Here is a 19,040-nt window from a genome sequence, read left to right on the forward strand (position 1 = left end):
CCTTCACGATCGGGGTGTCGTCGCCCGGGAAGTCGTACTTCGACAGCAGTTCGCGGACTTCCATTTCCACCAGCTCGAGCAGCTCGGCGTCGTCAACCATGTCAGCCTTGTTCAGGAAGACGATGATATACGGCACGCCAACCTGGCGCGACAGCAGGATGTGTTCGCGGGTTTGCGGCATCGGGCCGTCAGCGGCCGACACGACCAGGATCGCGCCGTCCATCTGGGCGGCGCCCGTGATCATGTTCTTCACATAGTCAGCGTGGCCCGGGCAGTCAACGTGCGCGTAGTGACGCGCTTCCGTTTCGTACTCGACGTGAGCCGTGTTGATCGTGATGCCGCGAGCCTTTTCTTCAGGAGTCGCATCGATCTGGTCGTAGCCCTTGGCTTCGCCGCCGAACTTGTTCGACAGAACGGTCGTAATGGCCGCCGTCAACGTCGTTTTGCCGTGGTCAACGTGACCAATCGTACCCACGTTCACGTGCGGCTTGGTACGTTCAAACTTGCCTTTTGCCATGGCTGACTCCTGACCTGGATTGCGCTTCTGACTGAAGAAAAGAGGAATTAGTGGTGCCCATGGCGCGGATCGAACGCGCGACCTCTCCCTTACCAAGGGAGTGCTCTACCACTGAGCCACATGGGCAAATAAATCTTGGAGCGGGTGAAGGGAATCGAACCCTCGTCGTAAGCTTGGAAGGCTTCTGCTCTACCATTGAGCTACACCCGCGGCATACCCTTTCACCTTCTCTTTCCCAAACCTTTTCAATCCGAAGCCCTGGAAAACCTTACAACCTTCTTTGCGAAGGCTGCTCAGCTTTCTGAGCTTCACATTGTAAATCCAGGCAAACCGCGCCTGGATTTAGGAATGGGTCTCTGGTGGAGGAGGTTGGATTCGAACCAACGTAGGCGCAAGGCCAACAGATTTACAGTCTGCCCCCTTTAACCACTCGGGCACTCCTCCAGAGGAGAATTCGAGATTATGAACACTTTCAAATCCGCTGTCAAACGCTTCGGACGAAATATTCAAAATTCTTCTTCAACCACCGCAGCGTTTCCGCGCAGAGGGGGCGAAGCTTACAGGTTTCCGCGAATTGCTGCACGAAAAAGATCGGAATACTGCTCGGGCGTGTAGTTGACGGGGTTGGTGCCGGCCGAAGGATCCTCGGCCGCCATGCGCCCTATTCGTTCGGCCTGAGCCTCGTCGATGCCGATTTCGGCCAGGGTATGCGGAATGCCCACGGTCTCGCGCAGGCGCAACACCCAGTCCAGCACCGCGCCAGGGCCGGAATCCGGCAGATCCAGATAGCGCGCCAAGGCCTGCAACCGCGGCGCCACCGCGTGTTCGTTGGCTTTCAGCACATACGGCATGAGGATGGCGTTGAGCATGCCGTGATGCGCGTCGTACAGCGCGCCCAGCGGGTGCGCCAGCGCATGCATGGCGCCCAGCCCGCGCTGGAATGCCGTCGCGCCCATGCTGGACGCCACCAGCATCTGCAGGCGCGCCTGCAGGTCATCGCCATGGGCGACCGCCTGCGGCAGGTACTCCTTCACCAGGCGCATGCCTTCGATCGCGATGCCCGCCGCCATGGGATGGAAGAACGGCGAACAGTAGGCCTCCAGATTGTGCGACAGCGCGTCCATGCCCGTCGCCGCCGTGATCTTTGGCGGCAGGCCTACCGTCAGTTCGGGGTCCAGGATCACGACCGAGGGCAGCATGCGCGCATGGAAGATGATGCGCTTTACTTCAGCGGCCTCGTCGGTGATGACGGAGGCGCGCCCGACTTCGGAACCGGTGCCCGCAGTGGTCGGCACCGCCACCACCGGCGCCATGCCGGCCACGTCGACGCGCAAGTAGTTGTCGCCGATGTCCTCGAAATCCCATAGCGGCCGCGTCTGGCCCGCCATCAACGCAATGGCTTTGGCCGCGTCCAGCGCAGAACCTCCGCCGAATGCGATCACGCCGTCGTGGCCGCCCTGCTTGTAAGCACGCACGCCGTCGTCGACGTTGCGGCCCGTGGGGTTGCCTTTGATTTCGTGGAACAGGCCGCACTCCAGGCCGGCGTCACGGCAGCCCTGCACGGCGCCCACGACCATGGGCAAGGCGGCCAGCCCGGGATCCGTCACAAGCAATGGCCGCGCCATGCCCAGCCCGCGGCACAGCGCCGGCAATTCCTTGATGCGGCCAGGGCCGGCCTTGATGGCCGTGGGATAGTTCCAATTAACGCTGGGCAAGGTCATGGTTGGTTTCCTGATGGCGCCGTGTCAGACGCTGCGCAGATGAAAGGATTTGGCTTGCGTGAGCTGCTCGTAGCCAACAACCGAGAGGGACACGCCGCGGCCGGAATTCTTGACGCCGGTCCAGGCCAGCGCGGGATCCAGGTAATCGCAGCGGTTCATGAAAAAGGTTCCCGTGCGGACCTGGCGACCGATATGCAAGGCCGCTTCCTCGTCCTGCGTGAAGGCCGCCGCCGTCAGGCCATAGGGACTGTCGTTCATCAGACCGATGGCTTCCTCGTCGCTGTCTACCGCCATGATTCCGACGGCCGGCCCGAAGCATTCATCGCTCATGATGCGCATGCGGTGATCGACCTGCGTGAGCAACGCCGGCGCGACATAAGGCGAGCCTATGCTCGCTTCCTTGAAATGCGAGCTATCAATCATATTCCTGGCGCCCGCCGAAACCGCTTCGTCGATGATGGCCCGGATCTCGGCGGCGGCCTTGGCGCGCACGACCGGACCCAAGGTAGTGTCGGCGTGCAGCGGATTCCCCAGGACATAGCCGCGCGTCAACTCGACGGCGCGATCGACGAATTCATCGTATCTGGTGCGCGCCACGTAGATGCGCTGGATGCCGCAGCAGGACTGGCCCGAATTGAAGTACGCGCCGTCCACCAGGGTTTCGACCGCGTGTTCGATCTTGGCGTCGGCCCGCACATAGGCCGGATCATTGCCGCCTAGCTCCAGGCCCATGCCGATAAAGCGCCCCGCCGCGCTTTCCTCGACCGCATGCCCTCCGCGCACGGACCCGGTGAACAACACGTAGCCGACCTCCGGCGCGCGGATCAGCCGGTGCACGATGTCGTGGTTGGCATGCAGATACTGGAATACGCCTTTGGGCGCCCCGACCTCGCGGAACGCGCGTTCGATAAATTCCGCGCACAAGGGCGTCTGGTCGGAATGCTTGAGGATGACCGTATTGCCCGCCATCAGAGCGGGCACGATGCTGTTCACGGCCGTCAATAAGGGGTAGTTCCACGGCGCGATGGTCAACGCGACACCTATCGGCTCGCGGCTGATGAAGCGTGTGAAACCGGTTTGCTCCGGTACCTGGATGGGCGCCAGCGCCTCGCCCGCGATGGCGATCATGTGACGGGCGCGCGCCTCGAAGCCTGCCACTTCGCCCGGCGTGTAGCGCAATGGCCGTCCCATCTGGATGGTGATGGCGCGCGCGATCTCTTCCTTGGCGGCAACGAAGCGGTCGACGGCCGCGGACACGATGCGCCCCCGCTCCTGCACGCCCAGCGCCTGCCACGCGCCCTGCGCGGCTTGGGCGTCAGCGAGTGCCTGCGCGATCTGCGCCTCGCTGGCATAGGGTCGGCGCACGACCTCGCGCCCGTCGATGGGACTGATGGTGATGAGTTCCTGGGTCATGTCTGCCCTGCGCAAGCGATGTGGTTTGGATTCAGATGATTTCGAAGTAGCGCGCCAGTTCCCAATCGGTCACGTGGCGGCGGAACTGCCGTTCTTCCCATTCGCGCGTGGCGGCGTAGTGTTCGACGAAGGCATCGCCGAACAGATGCCGCGCGGCCTCGGATTCGCGCAGCCGCTGCGCGGATTCCCATAGCGTGGTGGGCAGGCGCAGATGCGCTGGAAACTGCTGCGTGTAGGCATTGCCCTGCACCATCGGCTCGGGTTCCAGGCCCTGTTCGATGCCATACAGGCCCGAAGCCAGGGCGGCGGACAAGGCCAGGTAAGGATTGGCGTCGGCTGATCCGATGCGCACCTCGACGCGCTGCGATTTGTCGCTGCCTGGAATCAGCCGCAGCGCGGTGGTACGGTTTTCCATGCCCCAGGTGGCATCCAGCGGCGCCCAGTACCCGGGCACCAGGCGCGAATAGCTGTTGATGGTCTGCGCATACAGGGCCATGAATTCCGGCAGATAGCGCTGTACGCCGGCCATGAAGGAGGCTTGCGTCGCGCTCATGCCATGCGGCCGGGATTCGTCGTAGAAGGCGGAGCGGTTGGTCTTGTGATCGCGCAGCGACAGATGGATGTGGCCGCTCTGGCCGGGATGATCATGCGACCATTTCGCCATGAAGGTCGCCATCAGCCCGTTCTGCTGCGCCAGCGCCTTGGTGAAGGTCTTGAAGAGAAAGGCCTTGTCGCCCGCGGCCGCGGCCAGGTCCACCGCCAGTGCCGCTTCCAGCACGCCGGGCCCCGTTTCGGTGTGCAGGCCTTCGATGGGCATGTCCATGCGTTCGCACATGTCCAGCAGCTTGCGGTAGAAGTCGCCCTCGACCGTGCTGCGCAGCACCGAGTAGCCGAAATTTCCCGGCGTCCAGTTCTCCATGTTGCGGTAGTTCTTGGCGCGCACGGAATGCGGCGTTTCGCGGAACATGAAGAACTCGTACTCCAGCGCCGCATAGACGTCATAGCCCATGCCGGCGGCCCGGTCCAGCGTCCGGTGCAACAGGCGCCGCGGACAGATGGCGCCCGCGTCGCCTTCGAATTCCGCCAGGAACAGCAGCATGTCTTCGCCGCCCGGTCCCTGCTCCAGCGGCAGCCTGCGGCCGCTTTGGGGGATGATCCTGAGCTTGGCATCGGGATAGGCCGTGTGCCAACCCGTGTACTTGGTGTTGTCGTACAGCTGGTCGTCCAGATCCCAGCCGAACACCACGTCGCAAAACGCCAGCCCCGAGCGCAGCGCGCCCAGGAACTTGTCGCGCCGCAAGTATTTGCCCAGCATGACGCCATCGACGTCGGACAAGCCTACCTTGATGTGCGAGAGCTGGCTGGCTTGCACCAGCCGCTCCGCGTCTTCCACCGTTGCTACCCCTAGTGCATGCATGCTCTTTCACCTTGTGACTGAAGCGTTGCGTTGGACTGCGGGCGGGCGGCGCGGCGTTCAGGTCATGGCCGCCCCCAGCACCCGCATCGCCTGGCGATGCAGCTGCGGCGTGGCGGCCGCGACGACGCGGCCCTGCGATTCGAGACTGAGCGGCTGCCCCGACCAATCGGTAATGACGCCGCCCGCCCCTTCGATCACGGGCATCAGCGCCAGATAGTCATACGGCTGCAGGCCGGACTCGACCACCAGGTCGACGTGTCCGCTGGCCAGGAGGCCGTAGCTGTAGCAATCGCCGCCGTAGCGGCGCATGCGCGCGGCCTGCGTCAGCGCCTCGAAGGCGGCCAGTTCCGCGCCGGCAAAGATGTCGGGCGAGGTGGCGTACAGAATGGCCTGGCGCAGTTCGGCGCAAGCGCTGGCGCGACAGGCGGCGCCATTCAACTGCGCGGCCGCGCCTGCCGCACCGACCCAGCGCTCATCCAGCATGGGTATGTCGATCACCCCGAGCACGGGCTTGCCCCGATGCAGCAGCGCCAGCAGCGTGCCCCACAGCGGGTTGCCGGAAATGAAGGCGCGCGTGCCGTCGATGGGATCCAGCGACCACACGAATTCGGCTTCGGCATGCGAAGCGCCGAACTCCTCACCAAAAATGCCGTGCTCGGGATAGTGCTGGGCGATGGCCTCGCGCAGGGCAGCCTCGACTTCGCGGTCAGCCTGCGTGACCGGGCTTTCGTCCGCCTTGGTGTCCACGTCCAGCGGATGCCGGAACCACTTGCGCGACAAGGGACGCACGCGGTCCGCCAGCGTTTGGGCGAACGAGGAGTACGCGGCCAGCTGCTGCGCGGATAACGGCGGTGAAGTTTGCATCGATGAGCTCCAGGCGTGGCGCGGGAGGATGCGCCTACGCCAAAAAAACCCTTAAATACTGGTTTTTCCAGTCTAGACACGTTGCCACAAATTTGCAAACATACATAAAACTGCAACTTGCCGGATTTGTTGCAGAAGGCTGTCCAACTACGTAGCTCGCCACCGTTGCCGTGTATTCCAACCGGAGTCCCATCATGCAATGTATGAAGAAGCTTAGCCTTGTGGTTGCAGTAATTTCCCTAGGTTGGACGCAGGCTCACGCCGGCGCCATCACCGTCTACACCGCCCTCGAAGAAGACGAAATCGCGGCCTACCTGAAAGCCGCCAACGCCGCCATGCCGGACGTGAAGGTCAACGTGCTGCGGCTGTCCACCGGCGATCTGGGCGCGCGCCTGATCGCCGAGGCTTCCAACCCGCAGCAGGACGTGATCTGGGGGTTCGCCGTCAGCAACATGCTGGATCCGCGCCTGCAGAACCTGCTGGAGCCGTACGCGGCCAAAGGCATGGACGCCCTGCCCGCGCAGTACAAGGGCGCCGACCAGAAGTGGTTCGCAGCCACTGGCTACGTGGCCGCATTCTGTGTAAACACGGACAGGCTCAAGTCCAAGAACCTGCCCATGCCGACCTCCTGGGAAGACCTGACCAAGCCCGTCTACAAGGGCGAAATAGTTATCCCCAGCCCCGCGGCCTCGGGCACCGGCTATCTGCAGATCGTCGCGCTGCTGCAGGGCATGGGCAAGGAGAAAGGCTGGGCGCTGCTCAAGGACCTGGACAAGAACGTGGCGCAGTACACGCCGTCGGGCTCGCGCCCCTGCAAGATGGCGCGCGCCGGCGAGTACGCCATCGGCGTGTCCTTCGCCTTTCCCGCCATGCAATCCATCGAGGAAGGATTTCCCATCAAGATGGTGATTCCGTCCAAATGGGTGGGTTACGAGCTGGAAGCTTCGGGCCTGATGAAAACGGCCAAGAATCCCACCGACGCCAAACGTTTCCTCGATTGGACGCTATCGGCGCAAGCGGGCGGCCTGTACAGCAAGTACAAGGAACTGGTGACCATCCCCGGCGCCACGCCCAACAAGGCCGCGGAAGCCGCCGGCCTGCCCAAGGACCTGACCGCCGTGCTGTACCCCGTGGACTTCCCCAAGTCCGCCGCGGAACGGGACGCCACCATCAAGACCTGGCAGGAAACCATCAAGCGTTGACGGTGCCGCGGCCGGCGCACAGCCGGCTGCCGCCTGTCCTGGAGACGCCATGTATCTGGAATTGCGCGGAATCCGCAAGACGTTCGATGCGTCGGTAGCGCTGCAAGACATCGACCTGTCCGTGGGCGAACATGAATTCGTCTGCCTGCTTGGCCCCAGCGGCTGCGGCAAGACCACCTTGCTGCGCATCGTGGCGGGCCTGCTGCCCTTTGACCGCGGCACCATCACGCTGGGCGGGCGCGACCTGAGCGCGCTGCCGGCGCGCAAGCGCGGCTTCGGCATCGTGTTCCAGTCGTATTCTCTGTTCCCCAACATGACGGTGGCGCAGAACGTGGGTTACGGCCTGCGCATCCGCGGCGAATCGCGCGAACGCATCGGCGCGCGCGTGAAGGAACTGCTGGCGCTGATCAAGCTGCCCGAGCATGCCGAACGCTATCCGCACCAGCTGTCCGGCGGCCAGCAGCAGCGCGTTGCGCTGGCGCGCGCGCTGGCGGTGGATCCCGCACTGATCCTGCTGGACGAACCGCTGTCCGCGCTGGACGCGCGCGTACGCACCGACATGCGCGCCGAAATCCACGACGTGCAGCGGCGCCTGAAGATCCCCACGGTAATGGTGACGCACGATCAGGAGGAAGCGCTGACGCTGGCCGACAAGATCGTGTGCATGAACGACGGCCGCATCGAACAAGTGGGCTCGCCGTCAGATCTGTACCTGCGCCCGCGCACCCGTTTCGTGGCGAACTTCGTGGGCCTGAGCAATCTGCTGCCCACCGACTGGGTACGCGAGGCCATGCCCCAGCTGATGGCGACGCGGCCCGAGGGCGCCAGCGAGCGCTACGAGGCCTGCCTGCGGCCCGAGAACCTGCGCATCGCCGCGGACGATCGCGGGCCTGGCCGTGTGCAGGACATGACGTTCATGGGCAACCTCACCCGCCTGCGCATCGCCTGGCAGGGACGCGAACTGCTGGTGGAGCAACATGGCGCCGCCGGCCTGTCGCGCGGCGCCCCCGTACGGCTGGACATGGAGCCGGGCCAGTGCGCCTGGGTCAGCGTATGACGGATCGCGCCACGCAAACCGGAGCCGCCGCTTGAGCGCCGCCCACGCCAGCCCGGCCATCGCGGCGCCAACCGGCCGCGCCCCCTGGTCCGCCGACCGCGTGTTGCTGTGGAGCTGCGTCGGCATCCCACTTGCCGGCCTGGCGCTGTTCTTCCTCTATCCGCTGGCGACCGTGGCGTGGCGCAGCCTGGTCGAGAAAGACGGCTCGGTCGGCCTGGGCAACTATGCCGAGGTCTTCGCCACGCGCGGCGTGCTCACCGCCACGCTCAACAGCCTGGTCATGAGCACCGCCACCACGGTGGTGAGCGTCGGGCTGGGCTTTGCCATCGCCTATGGCCTGGATCGCAGCTGCATGCGCGGCAAGGCCGCCGTGCGGCTGGCGCTGGTGCTGCCGCTGCTGGCGCCTTCGCTGGTTCAGGGCCTGGGACTCATTTTCCTGCTGGGCCGCAACGGGCTGGTACACCGCTGGACGGGCTGGGAGATCGATATCTACGGCTTCTGGGGCCTGTTGATCTCCAACGTGTTCTACGCCCTGCCCCAGGCCGTGCTGATCCTGCAGGCGGCCCTGCGCAACATGGACGCGCGCTACTACGACGCGGCCGAAGTCATGGGCGCGTCCGGCTCGCGCCAGTTCTTCGACATCACCCTGCCCAACTGCAAGTTCGGCCTCCTGAGCGCAGCTTTCGTGGTGTTCGTCATCACGATTACCGACTTCGGCAACGCGGCCGTGATCGGCGGCAATTACCGGGTGCTGGCCACGGAGATCTACAGCCAGGTGTCCGGGCAGATGAACTTCGGCATGGGCTCGGTGGTCGGCATCCTGCTGTTGCTGCCCTCGCTGATTTCGGTGCAGATCGAACGCGTCGCCTCGCAGCGCCAGTTCGGCTCGGCCTCGCCCAGCGGATTGCGGGTCACGCCGCAGCCGGCTCGCGGACGCGATGCGGCGTTCACCGCCGGCGTGCTGCTGGCCAGCGGCACCATCATCCTGACCGTGGCTACGGTGATCTTCGCCAGCTTCATGCGGCTATGGCCCTATCGCATGGAATGGACGCTGAAGCATTACGACATCACGGTCAGCGGCGGCTATACGCCGCTCTGGACGTCCTTGTACCTTTCCCTGGCGGCGGCAGGCGGCGGCGTACTGCTGCTGTTCTTCCTGAGCTTCGGGGTGTGCCGCATTCCACGCGCGTGGGCCAAGCTGGTGTACCTGGTCTCGGTGCTGCCGGTGGGAGTTCCTGGCTTGGTGCTGGGCTTGTCGTACATCTTCGCCTTCAACGCCCCCGGCACGCCGCTGTATGCGCTGTATGGCAGTGCCGCGCTGATCGCCTTGTGCAACTTCTACCACTACCACACGCAGGGTTTCCTGACGATGATGACCGGCATGCGCGCCGTGCCGCAGGCGCTGGAGGAGGCGGTCAGCTGCCTGGGCGGCGGCACGCTGCGGGTACTGCGCGACGCGGTGCTGCCGCTGATCGGTCCGACCGTGCTGGGCGTGTTCTTCTTCCTGTTCATGCGGTCCATGGTGACGCTGTCAGCGGTGATCTTCCTGGTCACGCCATCCGTGAGCGTGGCGCCCGTTTCCGTCCTGCGCCTGGACGAAGCGGGGTTCGTCTCGCAGGCTGCCGCCTATTCAACCCTTATCATGCTGGTCGTGGGGGGCTCCCTGCTGGCATTGCGCGCGCTGATCGCCGCAGCCGCGCGGCGCCGGACATAGATTAGGAAACATCGGACATGTGGCAAGAAGAGCGGTATCAGAGAATCCGCGCCCTGCTGTCTTCATTGCAGCAGGTATCGACCGACCGTATCGTCGGCGAACTAGGGGTGTCGAGGGAAACAGTCAGGCGTGACCTGCTGGAACTGGAGGCCATGGGCGAATTACGCCGGGTGCACGGCGGCGCCGTGCCGGTACACAGCGAACCGCCCATCGCGGAACGCGTGCATACGCGCGTCAAATACAAGCGCGCCATCGCGCGCGCGGCCGCGGGGCTGGTATCCAGCGGACAGACTCTGTTCCTGGACGCCGGCAGCACCACCAGCGTGCTGGCCGACGAACTGGCCAAGCTGTCGGGCCTGACCGTCATCACCAACTCGTTCGACGTTGCCTTGAAGGTGGGCGCGGCCGGCAACGGCGCGAACCAGCTCATCATGCTGGGCGGCTCCGTGGGCGGCCCGGTATGCGCCACGGCCGGCGACATCACGATCGCCGAGATCCACCGGTATCGCGCGGACTTGGCGCTGCTGTCTCCGGTAGGCGTGGACGCCGAATTCGGCGCCACCAATTATGACCTGCGCGAAGCCGAAGTCGCGCGCGCCATGGCGGCAAGCGCCAAGCAGCTGGTGCTGCTGGCCGACTTCAGCAAGATCGGCTTGTGCAGCCGCGTGTCGTACTGCAGCGCGGACCGCATCGACCATCTGGTCACCAACACCAGCGCGCAGAAGTCGCCCGCCTACGCCGCCTTGAAATCCGCCGTCGGCAAAATCCTGGCGGTGTAGTGCAAGCTTCGGCCACGCGTCAGTCCAGCGACACGCCCGCAGTTTTCACCATGTCGGCCCAGTACACGGTGTCTTCCTGCAGCCGCGTCTTGAATGCGGCGGGCTGGCTGCCCACCGCCCAGCTGCCGCCGCTGTTGATCTTGGCGATCACGGCGGGCGATTTCATCGCCTGCCCCACTGCTTGCGCCAGGTAGGCGACGCGCTCGGGCGGGGTGCCGGCGGGCGCGAACAGTCCGTACCAGTCATCGGCGGTAATGCCCTCCATGCCTGCCTGCTTGAGTGTGGGCGCCCCCTTGAAGATGCCGATGCTGTTCTCGTGGCTGAGCGCCAGGATGCGCAGCTTGCCGGCGGCGACCATGGGTTCGGCCGAGGCCGGTGAAGTTATCAACATGTCCACCGTGCCTCCCATGAGATCGGTGATGGCGGGCGCTGCACCGCGATACGGCACATGCACCAGTTTCACATCGGCCTTCTGCGACAGCAGCGCGCCCATCAGATGGCTCATGGTGCCGTTGCCGGGCGTCGCATAGGTGACCACGCCGGGCTGCTTGCGCGCGGCGTCCAGATAGTCGTTCAGCGTGCGGTACGGGCCCTCGCTGCGCGCCACCAGCACCAGCGGCGCGGAAGTGATCTGCGAGATGGGCGTGAAGTCCTTGACGGGATCAAAGCCCACGTTCTTGTACAGGCGCGGATTGACGGCCATGACGCTGGTCTGCGACATCACCAGGGTATAGCCATCGGGCTTGGCACGCGCCACCTGCGCCGTGCCGACGTTGCCGCCCGCGCCCGAGCGGTTTTCCACCACCACACTCTGGCCCGTGATGGCGCCCAGTTCCTGCGCGATCAGGCGTGCGACGCCGTCATTACCGCCCCCCGGAGGAAACGGCGACACGACCGTGATGGCCTGCCTGGGATAGTCGGGTAGAGGCGCGGGCGCCTCGGCGTGGACGACGGTCCCCCACAGCAAACCGGCCAGCGCCGCGGCAGCGGCCTTGCGTACGTGCGATGCATGGTGCTTCATCTGAGTTCCCCTTGTGATTGGCGGCCGGATACTCGGCCGTCCTTTGCATTCCGGTTCGGCATGAACCGTCCGCACCCCGGCCGTGCAGGCCGGGGCGTACTTTTCGGATTGATGCGTCTGCTGTGCCGCGAGGCCGGATCAGGCGAGCGCGGCGGCTCCGGTGTCAGCGGGCCGGAAAGCGGTAGCCCGCCAGTTCGCGTTCGTCGATCTGCTTGACCAGATTGGTCTCCCAGGCCAGGTACTGGCGCGCGGCGGCCTTGTTGCCGTCGTGGCGGTCATGCACAAAAAACAGATAGTCGATGCAGTCGGCGTCGGCGGGCTCGGCCGGCGTGGACGCCAGTGCGATGCCCTGCGCGGCCCAGCCAGAGGGATCTCCGGTGTTGGCATGGATGTCGTTCACTCCCAGCGCCCGCAAGTCCTGCGCGGCCCAGGCGGCCAGGGCCGCATCCTCAGCCAGCAACACTACCGGACGCGTGGCGTCCAGGGGCAGGCTGGCGAGACGCGGGCGAATGGACCAGCGCGCGCCTGCAATATGGCTGGCGCGATAGCGCATGCTGGGACGAAGATCGATCAGCTGCGCGCCCTGCGCGCGCGCGGCTGCAAGCTGCGCATCATCCAGCAAGGGCAATTGCGGCGCCAGCGCCTTTTCCACAGGGTTGTCCAAATGCGCCTGCACGCCTTCTCGCAGCACGCTGGCGTCCCAGCCCATCTGCCGCAGCCAGCTGGCGACCACCGGCGCGCGCACGCCTTCGGCATCGAACACGACGATGCGCGCGCCGCGCACGGCCAGGTACTGGTCGGTGGCCTGGATCAACTGGCCGCCAGGCGTGTGCTGCGCACCGGGCAGCGAACCTTGGGCGTGCTCTTCGGCGCTGCGCACATCGCACAGGAAGGTGCTGCGATTCTTGTCGCGCAACCATGCTTGCACCGCTTGCGCACTCACCGTAGGCACGCCATGGCTTTCGGCCAGTCGCGCGGAACGCTGTGCCAGCGCGGGCAGGTCTTGTGGTGCAACGCCATCGTCGTAGCGGCGGCGCGCGCCGTGTTCAAGCTGCAGATCCTCGAGGTACCAGCCTTGCGTGCCGTTCTCCAGCGCGTAGACAGGATTGGGCACGCCCAGGTTGATCAGCGTCTGCGCCCCGATGATGCTGCGTGTGCGGCCGGCGCAGTTCACCACAATGGTGGTCTGCGGATTGCTCGCCAGCGCGTGGGCGCGCAGCGCCAGTTCCCCGTTGGGGCAGCAGATGCCGCCCGGGATGCTCATCTTCTGGTATTCCGCATAAGGCCTGCCGTCCAGCACGATCAGGTCGTCGCCGCGGCGCTGGCGTTCGGCCAGGTCGCGCGCGCCGATACGCGGGGTGTGGAAAACTTCTTCGGCCAGTTCGCCGAAGGTTTTGCTGGGCACGTTCACGCCCGCGAAGACGGCATAGCCGTCGCGCTGCCATTGCGCGATGCCGCCGCTCAGGCGATGGACATTGCAGTACCCAAGCGCTGTCAGGGCCTGCGCGGCGCGCGCCGCCGTGTCATCGGCGCCGCCGTCGTCGTAGAGCGCGATGCGCACATCGCGCCGCGGCGCCAGGCGCACGATATCCACTTCCAGCCGGCTGTAGGGCACGGGCGCGGCGTAGAACAGATGGCCCTCGCCATACTGGCCATGCTCGCGCACGTCCAGCAGCGCGATTTCCGCGCCATCATGCAGCCATTGCTTGAGCGTGTGCGGATCGATGTCGATGGCGGACGGGTCTTGAGTGGGGTGCATCATGGTGTTCAGCGAAGACGGAGAAAGTCGGGATAGCGCTTGTTTCAGGTCGGCGATGAGGTCGTCGGGGTCCTCCAGGCCTACATGCAGGCGCAGCATGGCGCCGCGCGGCTCGGGATCCGGCAAAGACCGCGCCGCGGCAAGATTCACCGGTATCACGAGGCTTTCGAAACCGCCCCACGATGCGCCGATGCCGAATAGCTGCAGGCTGTTGATAAGTCGCTCGACGGCGTCGACGCCGACCGCGCCGGCGAACTCCACCGTCAGGAGGCCATTCGCGCCGGTGCAATCGCGCTGCCACAACGCGTGGGAAGGATCGCCGGGCAAGGCCGGACACAGGACACGCGCCACTTCCGGACGGCTCAACAGAAAGTCCGCCACACGCAAGGCGCTGCGGGCGTGCTGCGCCATGCGCAAAGGCAGCGTGCGCATGCCGCGCAACACCAGATAGGCGTCATCGGCGCCAACGGTCTGCCCCAGATCCACGGTGGCGCGCTCCAGCGCATTCCAGGCCCGTGCATTGGAGATCACCGCGCCCATCATCACATCGGCATGTCCGCCCAGATACTTGGTGGCCGCCAGGATCGAAATGTCGGCGCCCAATGTCAGGGGTTGATGCAGCAATCCGGAGGCCCAGGTGTTATCCACAGCCAGCCAGCAATCATGCGCGCGGGCCAAAGCGGCCAACGCCGGCAGATCTGGCATCTCATAAGTCAGCGAGCCCGGCGACTCCGCGTAGATCATGCGGGTTTGAGGACGGATGAGCGCTTCGATGCCCGTGCCGTCAGGCTGGTAGTACGTATACGCGATGCCCAGCCGCGCCAGATGTTCCGCGCAGAAGCGGCGCACGGGCTCGTACACCGCATCCGTGATCAGTACGTGGTCCCCGGCGCGCAAGTAAGCCAGCAGCACGGTGACGATGGCGGCCTGGCCGGTGGGATACAGCTTGGCGCGATAGCCTTCTTCCAGCTCGACCAACGCGTCTTCGAGCGCGTGCGTGCTATCGGTGCCGCGCGCGCCGTAGGACGGCAGGCGTTCCTGGTCGCGGCGGCTGCGCGTGTCGCGCCAGGCCTGCACGCTTTCGAAGACGTAGGTGCTGGCACGCGTGACGGGCGTATTGACCCAGCCGCGATGAGGGCGGCCGGCGCGCAGGAGGCGCGTGGCGGACCGATAGGGCTTGTCCATGATCAGCGGCGCGTCTGCACGCCGATCGGCATGACTTTGCAGGTGCCGGCTTGCAGATCGAACGCCAGGCGTTCGGTCAGCGTTTCCAGTGCGCGACCGTACATGTGCAGATGGCGGATGACGCTGTCACCCTGGATTTCCACGGCGTGGATATCGTCCGGCATCAGCGCGATGCCGGTGCCGGGGCCAACCACCACGGTGCCGGTCTTTTCGAGCCGGCCCACGCCGGGCACGGAGCCGTCGTCGCTGCGGTCATAGACGTAGTTGTATTCCACGCCTTCCACGGCCGCGATACAGGCCCAGGTCGTGTGGTTGTGTGGAACGATCTGCTTGCCGGGACGCATGACGTTCAGATAAAGCGCGTAGCTCTTGTCGGCGTCCTCGGCGATCAGGTAGCGGGCCTGGCGTTCGCCGTCTTCCGGCGCGGGATAGCGGTCGGCTGCCCACCAGTCGGTGTGGCCGGCCAAGCCGATCAACTCGTCCAGTACGGTCTGGAGACTGTCTCGGTTCAGCCCCTTATTTCCTACAGTTTTTTTAATATTTCCGATGGCGTTAGCGATGCCGGCTTGGTGAGGATGTGCGTTGCTCACTTTACGTTTTCCCTATTTTCATGAGTTATGCCATTGAATGTATCCCCCCTGCTGGCGTGGAACAATTTAAATTGCCTTAAGATTCCATTAGCGTCGCTAATACTTTCTACACACCCATGCGCAACCTGGATCTGGACCTGCTCCGCACGCTGACGGCCATCGCCCGGCACGACACCTTTTCGGAAGCCGCCAACCGCCTGCACAAGACACAGTCCGCCGTGACGCAACAGATGCAGCGGCTGGAATCCCTTATCGGCCAGCCCTTGTTCGAGAAGCAGGGCCGCAACAAGGTGCTTTCATCGCATGGGCGGCGTCTGGTGGAATACGCCCGCCACATGCTGGCCATCAACGATGAGGCGCTACGCGCCCTGCAGGACGGGCCGTTGGAAGGCGACCTGAAGCTGGGCGCGCCGCTGGACGTGGCGGACTCGATCCTGCCCACGCTGCTGACGCACATCGCGCGCTCGGCGCCGCGCGTGAAACTGGAAATCCGCACGGACCGCAGTCCCTTCCTGATGGACGCTCTGCGCGCCGGGGAGCTCGACCTGACGATATCCACGCGCTTCGACCAGGACTTCGAGGGCGTGGCGCTGCGCACTTCGCCCACGGTGTGGCTGGCTTCGGCCGACTACGTGCACGACATGCATGCGCCAGTGCCGCTGGTGCTTGCCGACGAACCCAGCATCTTCCGCCGGCTGGCGCTCACGGCCCTGGAACAGGCGCGCGTGCGCTGGCACACCAACTATGTGGCGCCGACGCTGGTGGGGATAAAGGCCGCGCTGCGCGCCGGCTTGGGCGTCACTGCGCGCAGCGTGGAGCTGCTGGGGCCGGAAATGCGCGTGTTGGGTGAAAAGGAAGGATTGCCGCCCTTGCCCGACGTGACGTACTTCCTGTGGATAAGGCCTGACCTGATAAATCCGCTGACACGACAGGTCTACGACATGCTCAAGACCAGCCTGGGGCTGGCGCAGCAAGGCGATGCGGCGGCCCAGCCGCCGCGCATCAATAGCGGTCGAACAGATCCTGCAGGGCTGCCGGATCGCGCGTGACGGATAGGCCCAGCATCAGCAGGATGCGGGCTTTCTGGGGGTTCAGGTCGCGCGCGGCAACAAACCCCAGACGGGCGTCATCGAGTTCGACGTCGCGCGCCACGAACCCGCTGCCCGTGCGGCTGGACCGCACGACCGCCACGCCGTTGGCCGCGGCGCGGCTCAGGCTTTCAATGGCCAGATCCGTAGCGTTGCCGTCGCCGACGCCGGCCAGCACGATGCCATCGGCGGCATCGGCCAGGAAATCGATCAGATCGCCCTGCAGGTTGGCATGGGCATAGACAACATCCACGCGGGGCCAGCGGGCCTTTTCCAGCAATGCGAGTGAAAACTCGCTTTCAGTGGTATGCGTCGTGGTGTTGCGCGAATAGAAGCATGGAACACCGCCGTGCATGACTCCGGCGCGGCCGCGATTGGGCGACGCGAACGCGCAGAGGCCGGCGCTGGCGATCTTCTGGATCTCGCGGGCGTAGTGCACATCTTCGTTCATGACGACAAGCGGCCCGCGGCCACGCGCCTCGGGATGGCGCGCCAGCGCCACCGCGTTGTACAGATTGGCCGGGCCTTCGGCGCCCAGCGCGGTGGCCGGACGCATGGCGCCCACCATCACTACGGGCTTGTCGTGGCGTATCACCAGGCTCAGGAAGTACGCCGTTTCTTCCAGCGTATCCGTGCCATGCGTGATGACGATGCCCGCCACCGAGGCGTCGCGGCTCAGCGCATCCACGCGCTCCGCCAGCGCGCGCCACACGGCGTGCGTCATGTTCTGGCTGCCAACGTTGGCGACCTGCTCGGCGCGGATCTCGGCGATGTTCGCCAGTTGCGGCACGGCGGCCAGCAAGTCATCGACGGAAAACGAGCCTGCCTTATAGCCGGCGGAGGTCGCGTCAGCCTGGGCGCCGGCGATCGTGCCGCCCGTCGCCAGTACCGCGATGACAGGCAGCGCGCGCTCAGGCATCCACTACCCCGGACAGGCCCTGGCGCTCGAGCAGGGAATTCAGGTGTTCCCAGCCATGGAAGTCGATGACGATCTGGCCCTTTTCCTTGGCGCCCACTTTCAGCGCGACGCGCGTACCCAGATGGTCGGACAGCGCCTCTTCCAGGCGGGTCAGGTCGCGCGACACGCCGTTGGCCTTCTTCTTGGGCGCGGCGGACGACTCGGTTTCCTTGGCGGTCTTGGCGACCAGCTTTTCGGCTTCACGCACCGACAGGCGACGCGCGATGATTTGATTGGCCAGCTGGATCTGCGTGGCCGCATCAACGGCGAGCAGCGCGCGGGCATGGCCCATGTCCACGTCGCCCGCCAGCAGCATGGTCTGCACGGCCGCCGCCAGGTTCAAGAGGCGCAACAGGTTGCTGGTGGCCGAACGCGAACGGCCGATTGCTTGCGCGGCCTGCTCATGCGTCAGGCCGAATTCATCCAGCAGCCGGCGCACGCCCTGCGCTTCTTCCAGCGGATTCAGGTCTTCGCGCTGGATGTTTTCAATCAACGCCATGACGGCCGCGTTCTCGTCGGCCACTTCACGCACCAGCACCGGCACTTCCTTCAGGCCCGCAATCTGCGCAGCGCGGAAGCGCCGTTCGCCGGCGATGATCTCATAGTGGCCGGGCGCGGCTTCGCCCAGTGCGCGCACAAGAATGGGTTGCATGATGCCTTGTGTGCGGATCGATTCGGCCAGTTCGCCCAAAGCGCCCTCGTCCATGCGCGTGCGCGGCTGATACTTGCCGGCGCGCATCTTCGAGACGGGCAAGGTGGACGGCGGACCCTCGGGCTTGGCGGCGGCAGCAGCCTTGCCGATGTTCTCGATGGCTGGCGCGTCGGCGCCGAGCAAGGCGTCCAGTCCGCGGCCCAATCCCTTGGGTTTCTTGGTGGCCATAATTAAATCCTCTTTCCTTCTGTTTTTGTATCCCGAGCCTGGCTCAGGCGTCCGTCTGCTCGGCGGGCAGGCGGTACCAATACGCGTAACAGTCTTTGAAACCGTAGCGGCCATACAAGGCGCGCGCGGCGGTATTCTCCGGCTCAACCTGCAAATAGGCTGTCGTGGCGCCGCCGGTGGCGCCTGTTGCCAACAAGTGTTCAATCAGGGCGGCTGCGTAGCCTTTGCGCCGCTGCCCCGGGTCCGTGACGATATCGAACAGGCCCAGCAAGTCCCCGTCGCGGACAGCCAGGCCCGCGGCAACGCACTGCCCCGCCGTGTCCGTTGCCAGCACCGGCGAGATATCCACAGCCAGTCCTTGCAAGCGCGTCCGATGTTCGGCGATGTGTGCGGATTCCGAGTTGCGCATTGCCCCGACCGCCGCCGCGAAGCGCCCGGTATCGACAATATTGAAAAGCAGATCGCCCCGGACGCTGGGCCTGGGAGCGAGCGGCATGCACATGACTCGGGTCTCGTCGGTAAAGGTATAACCGCGGGACTCCAGTTCGGCGTCGAGGGAAAAATCGGGACCGATGGAGGTAATGCGCAGCACCATGGGCAAGCCATGGCGCGCATACAACGATGAACAATACGCCAGCCGCTCGTCCAACGGACGTGTGGATAACCCCAGCACATTGATACTGCGCGCGCGCTTGGCCGACGAGGGCGCGAACCGCACCAGCCAGCCATCGAAAAGCACCTGCGCGCCGACCGCGGTCGCGTTCAACGCTGCCTCTTCCAGACGCGTGCGCAGGCTGTCGCGCGCATCGATGCGCGACGTACCGGGGACTGGCATTTCGGTCTGGGAAAAGAGCGGGACGGCGGACATGGTTGTG

General features: G+C 65.2%; 16 protein-coding genes, 3 tRNA genes and 1 pseudogene. 5 read left to right on the forward strand and 15 right to left on the reverse strand.

The features are described 5' to 3' along the window. From IB268_RS00005 to hisN, 8 genes are all read right to left on the reverse strand, one after another. Nucleotides 1-517, reverse strand: a 517-nt coding sequence (locus IB268_RS00005) for a GTP-binding protein (RefSeq protein ID WP_192353656.1), incomplete at its 3' end; no start/stop codon positions are given. Between the two features lie 51 nt (nucleotides 518-568). Continuing rightward, nucleotides 569-643 (reverse strand) — tRNA-Thr (locus IB268_RS00010). Nucleotides 644-653: 10 nt separating this feature from the next. Further along, a tRNA-Gly gene (locus tag IB268_RS00015) sits at nucleotides 654-727 on the reverse strand. A 147-nt stretch (nucleotides 728-874) separates the two neighbouring features. Further along, nucleotides 875-961: transfer RNA gene (locus tag IB268_RS00020), tRNA-Tyr, on the reverse strand. Nucleotides 962-1,074: 113 nt separating this feature from the next. Next, nucleotides 1,075-2,238, reverse strand: a complete 1,164-nt coding sequence (locus IB268_RS00025; protein WP_192353657.1) for an iron-containing alcohol dehydrogenase — start codon at nucleotides 2,236-2,238, stop codon at nucleotides 1,075-1,077. Nucleotides 2,239-2,262: 24 nt separating this feature from the next. Continuing rightward, nucleotides 2,263-3,651: an aldehyde dehydrogenase family protein gene (locus IB268_RS00030; protein WP_192353658.1), complete on the reverse strand. Its 1,389-nt coding sequence runs from the start codon at nucleotides 3,649-3,651 to the stop codon at nucleotides 2,263-2,265. 31 nt (nucleotides 3,652-3,682) lie between these two features. Beyond that, the gene (locus IB268_RS00035) at nucleotides 3,683-5,068 is read right to left on the reverse strand and encodes a glutamine synthetase family protein (protein ID WP_054455860.1); all 1,386 of its coding nucleotides are present in this window, start codon (nucleotides 5,066-5,068) and stop codon (nucleotides 3,683-3,685) included. 57 nt (nucleotides 5,069-5,125) lie between these two features. Next, nucleotides 5,126-5,932: a histidinol-phosphatase gene (gene hisN / locus IB268_RS00040; RefSeq protein ID WP_119449756.1), complete on the reverse strand. Its 807-nt coding sequence runs from the start codon at nucleotides 5,930-5,932 to the stop codon at nucleotides 5,126-5,128. Between the two features lie 194 nt (nucleotides 5,933-6,126). Here hisN and IB268_RS00045 point away from each other — a divergent pair, with 194 nt between their 5' ends. The 4 genes from IB268_RS00045 to IB268_RS00060 are packed head-to-tail and all read left to right on the forward strand — an operon-like array spanning nucleotide 6,127 to nucleotide 10,684. Then, nucleotides 6,127-7,134: an ABC transporter substrate-binding protein gene (locus tag IB268_RS00045; RefSeq protein ID WP_119449757.1), complete on the forward strand. Its 1,008-nt coding sequence runs from the start codon at nucleotides 6,127-6,129 to the stop codon at nucleotides 7,132-7,134. Nucleotides 7,135-7,183: 49 nt separating this feature from the next. Continuing rightward, complete coding sequence (locus IB268_RS00050; protein ID WP_119449758.1) at nucleotides 7,184-8,191, forward strand: ABC transporter ATP-binding protein; 1,008 nt, start codon at nucleotides 7,184-7,186, stop codon at nucleotides 8,189-8,191. Between the two features lie 31 nt (nucleotides 8,192-8,222). Next, nucleotides 8,223-9,905, forward strand: a complete 1,683-nt coding sequence (locus IB268_RS00055) for an ABC transporter permease subunit (RefSeq protein ID WP_119449759.1) — start codon at nucleotides 8,223-8,225, stop codon at nucleotides 9,903-9,905. A gap of 17 nt (nucleotides 9,906-9,922) precedes the next feature. Then, nucleotides 9,923-10,684, forward strand: a complete 762-nt coding sequence (locus IB268_RS00060; RefSeq protein WP_054455856.1) for a DeoR/GlpR family DNA-binding transcription regulator — start codon at nucleotides 9,923-9,925, stop codon at nucleotides 10,682-10,684. Nucleotides 10,685-10,703: 19 nt separating this feature from the next. On the opposite strand, the gene IB268_RS00065 is transcribed toward IB268_RS00060, so the two are convergent. From IB268_RS00065 to IB268_RS00080, 4 genes and pseudogenes are all read right to left on the reverse strand, one after another. After that, a complete protein-coding gene (locus tag IB268_RS00065) occupies nucleotides 10,704-11,705 on the reverse strand; it encodes a tripartite tricarboxylate transporter substrate binding protein (RefSeq protein WP_192353659.1) in 1,002 nt (333 codons plus the stop codon). A 163-nt stretch (nucleotides 11,706-11,868) separates the two neighbouring features. Beyond that, nucleotides 11,869-13,467, reverse strand: coding sequence for a rhodanese-like domain-containing protein (locus tag IB268_RS00070; protein ID WP_175213166.1), 1,599 nt, complete (start codon nucleotides 13,465-13,467; stop codon nucleotides 11,869-11,871). Between the two features lie 36 nt (nucleotides 13,468-13,503). Further along, nucleotides 13,504-14,649: pseudogene (gene metC, locus IB268_RS00075) on the reverse strand (cystathionine beta-lyase); the annotation flags it as partial. 2 nt (nucleotides 14,650-14,651) lie between these two features. Beyond that, the gene (locus IB268_RS00080; protein ID WP_054455852.1) at nucleotides 14,652-15,239 is read right to left on the reverse strand and encodes a cysteine dioxygenase family protein; all 588 of its coding nucleotides are present in this window, start codon (nucleotides 15,237-15,239) and stop codon (nucleotides 14,652-14,654) included. 116 nt (nucleotides 15,240-15,355) lie between these two features. Between IB268_RS00080 and IB268_RS00085 the strand changes: the two genes are divergently transcribed. Continuing rightward, nucleotides 15,356-16,288, forward strand: coding sequence for a LysR substrate-binding domain-containing protein (locus IB268_RS00085; protein WP_054455850.1), 933 nt, complete (start codon nucleotides 15,356-15,358; stop codon nucleotides 16,286-16,288). On the opposite strand, the gene IB268_RS00090 is transcribed toward IB268_RS00085, so the two are convergent. From IB268_RS00090 to IB268_RS00100, 3 genes are read right to left on the reverse strand one after another with little or no spacing between them, the layout of a single operon-like run. After that, nucleotides 16,242-17,246: an asparaginase gene (locus IB268_RS00090; protein WP_054455849.1), complete on the reverse strand. Its 1,005-nt coding sequence runs from the start codon at nucleotides 17,244-17,246 to the stop codon at nucleotides 16,242-16,244. The genes IB268_RS00085 and IB268_RS00090 overlap by 47 nt on opposite strands. Continuing rightward, nucleotides 17,239-18,165 (reverse strand): ParB/RepB/Spo0J family partition protein, encoded by a 927-nt coding sequence (locus IB268_RS00095; RefSeq protein ID WP_054455848.1) that lies wholly within the window; start codon nucleotides 18,163-18,165, stop codon nucleotides 17,239-17,241. Before IB268_RS00095 ends, IB268_RS00090 begins: the two co-directional genes overlap by 8 nt. A 43-nt stretch (nucleotides 18,166-18,208) precedes the next feature. Next, nucleotides 18,209-19,033 (reverse strand): N-acetyltransferase, encoded by an 825-nt coding sequence (locus IB268_RS00100; RefSeq protein ID WP_192353660.1) that lies wholly within the window; start codon nucleotides 19,031-19,033, stop codon nucleotides 18,209-18,211. Nucleotides 19,034-19,040 lie beyond the last annotated feature (7 nt).

Source organism: Achromobacter sp. ACM01 (assembly GCF_014851745.1).
Lineage (GTDB): Bacteria > Pseudomonadota > Gammaproteobacteria > Burkholderiales > Burkholderiaceae_B > Achromobacter > Achromobacter aegrifaciens.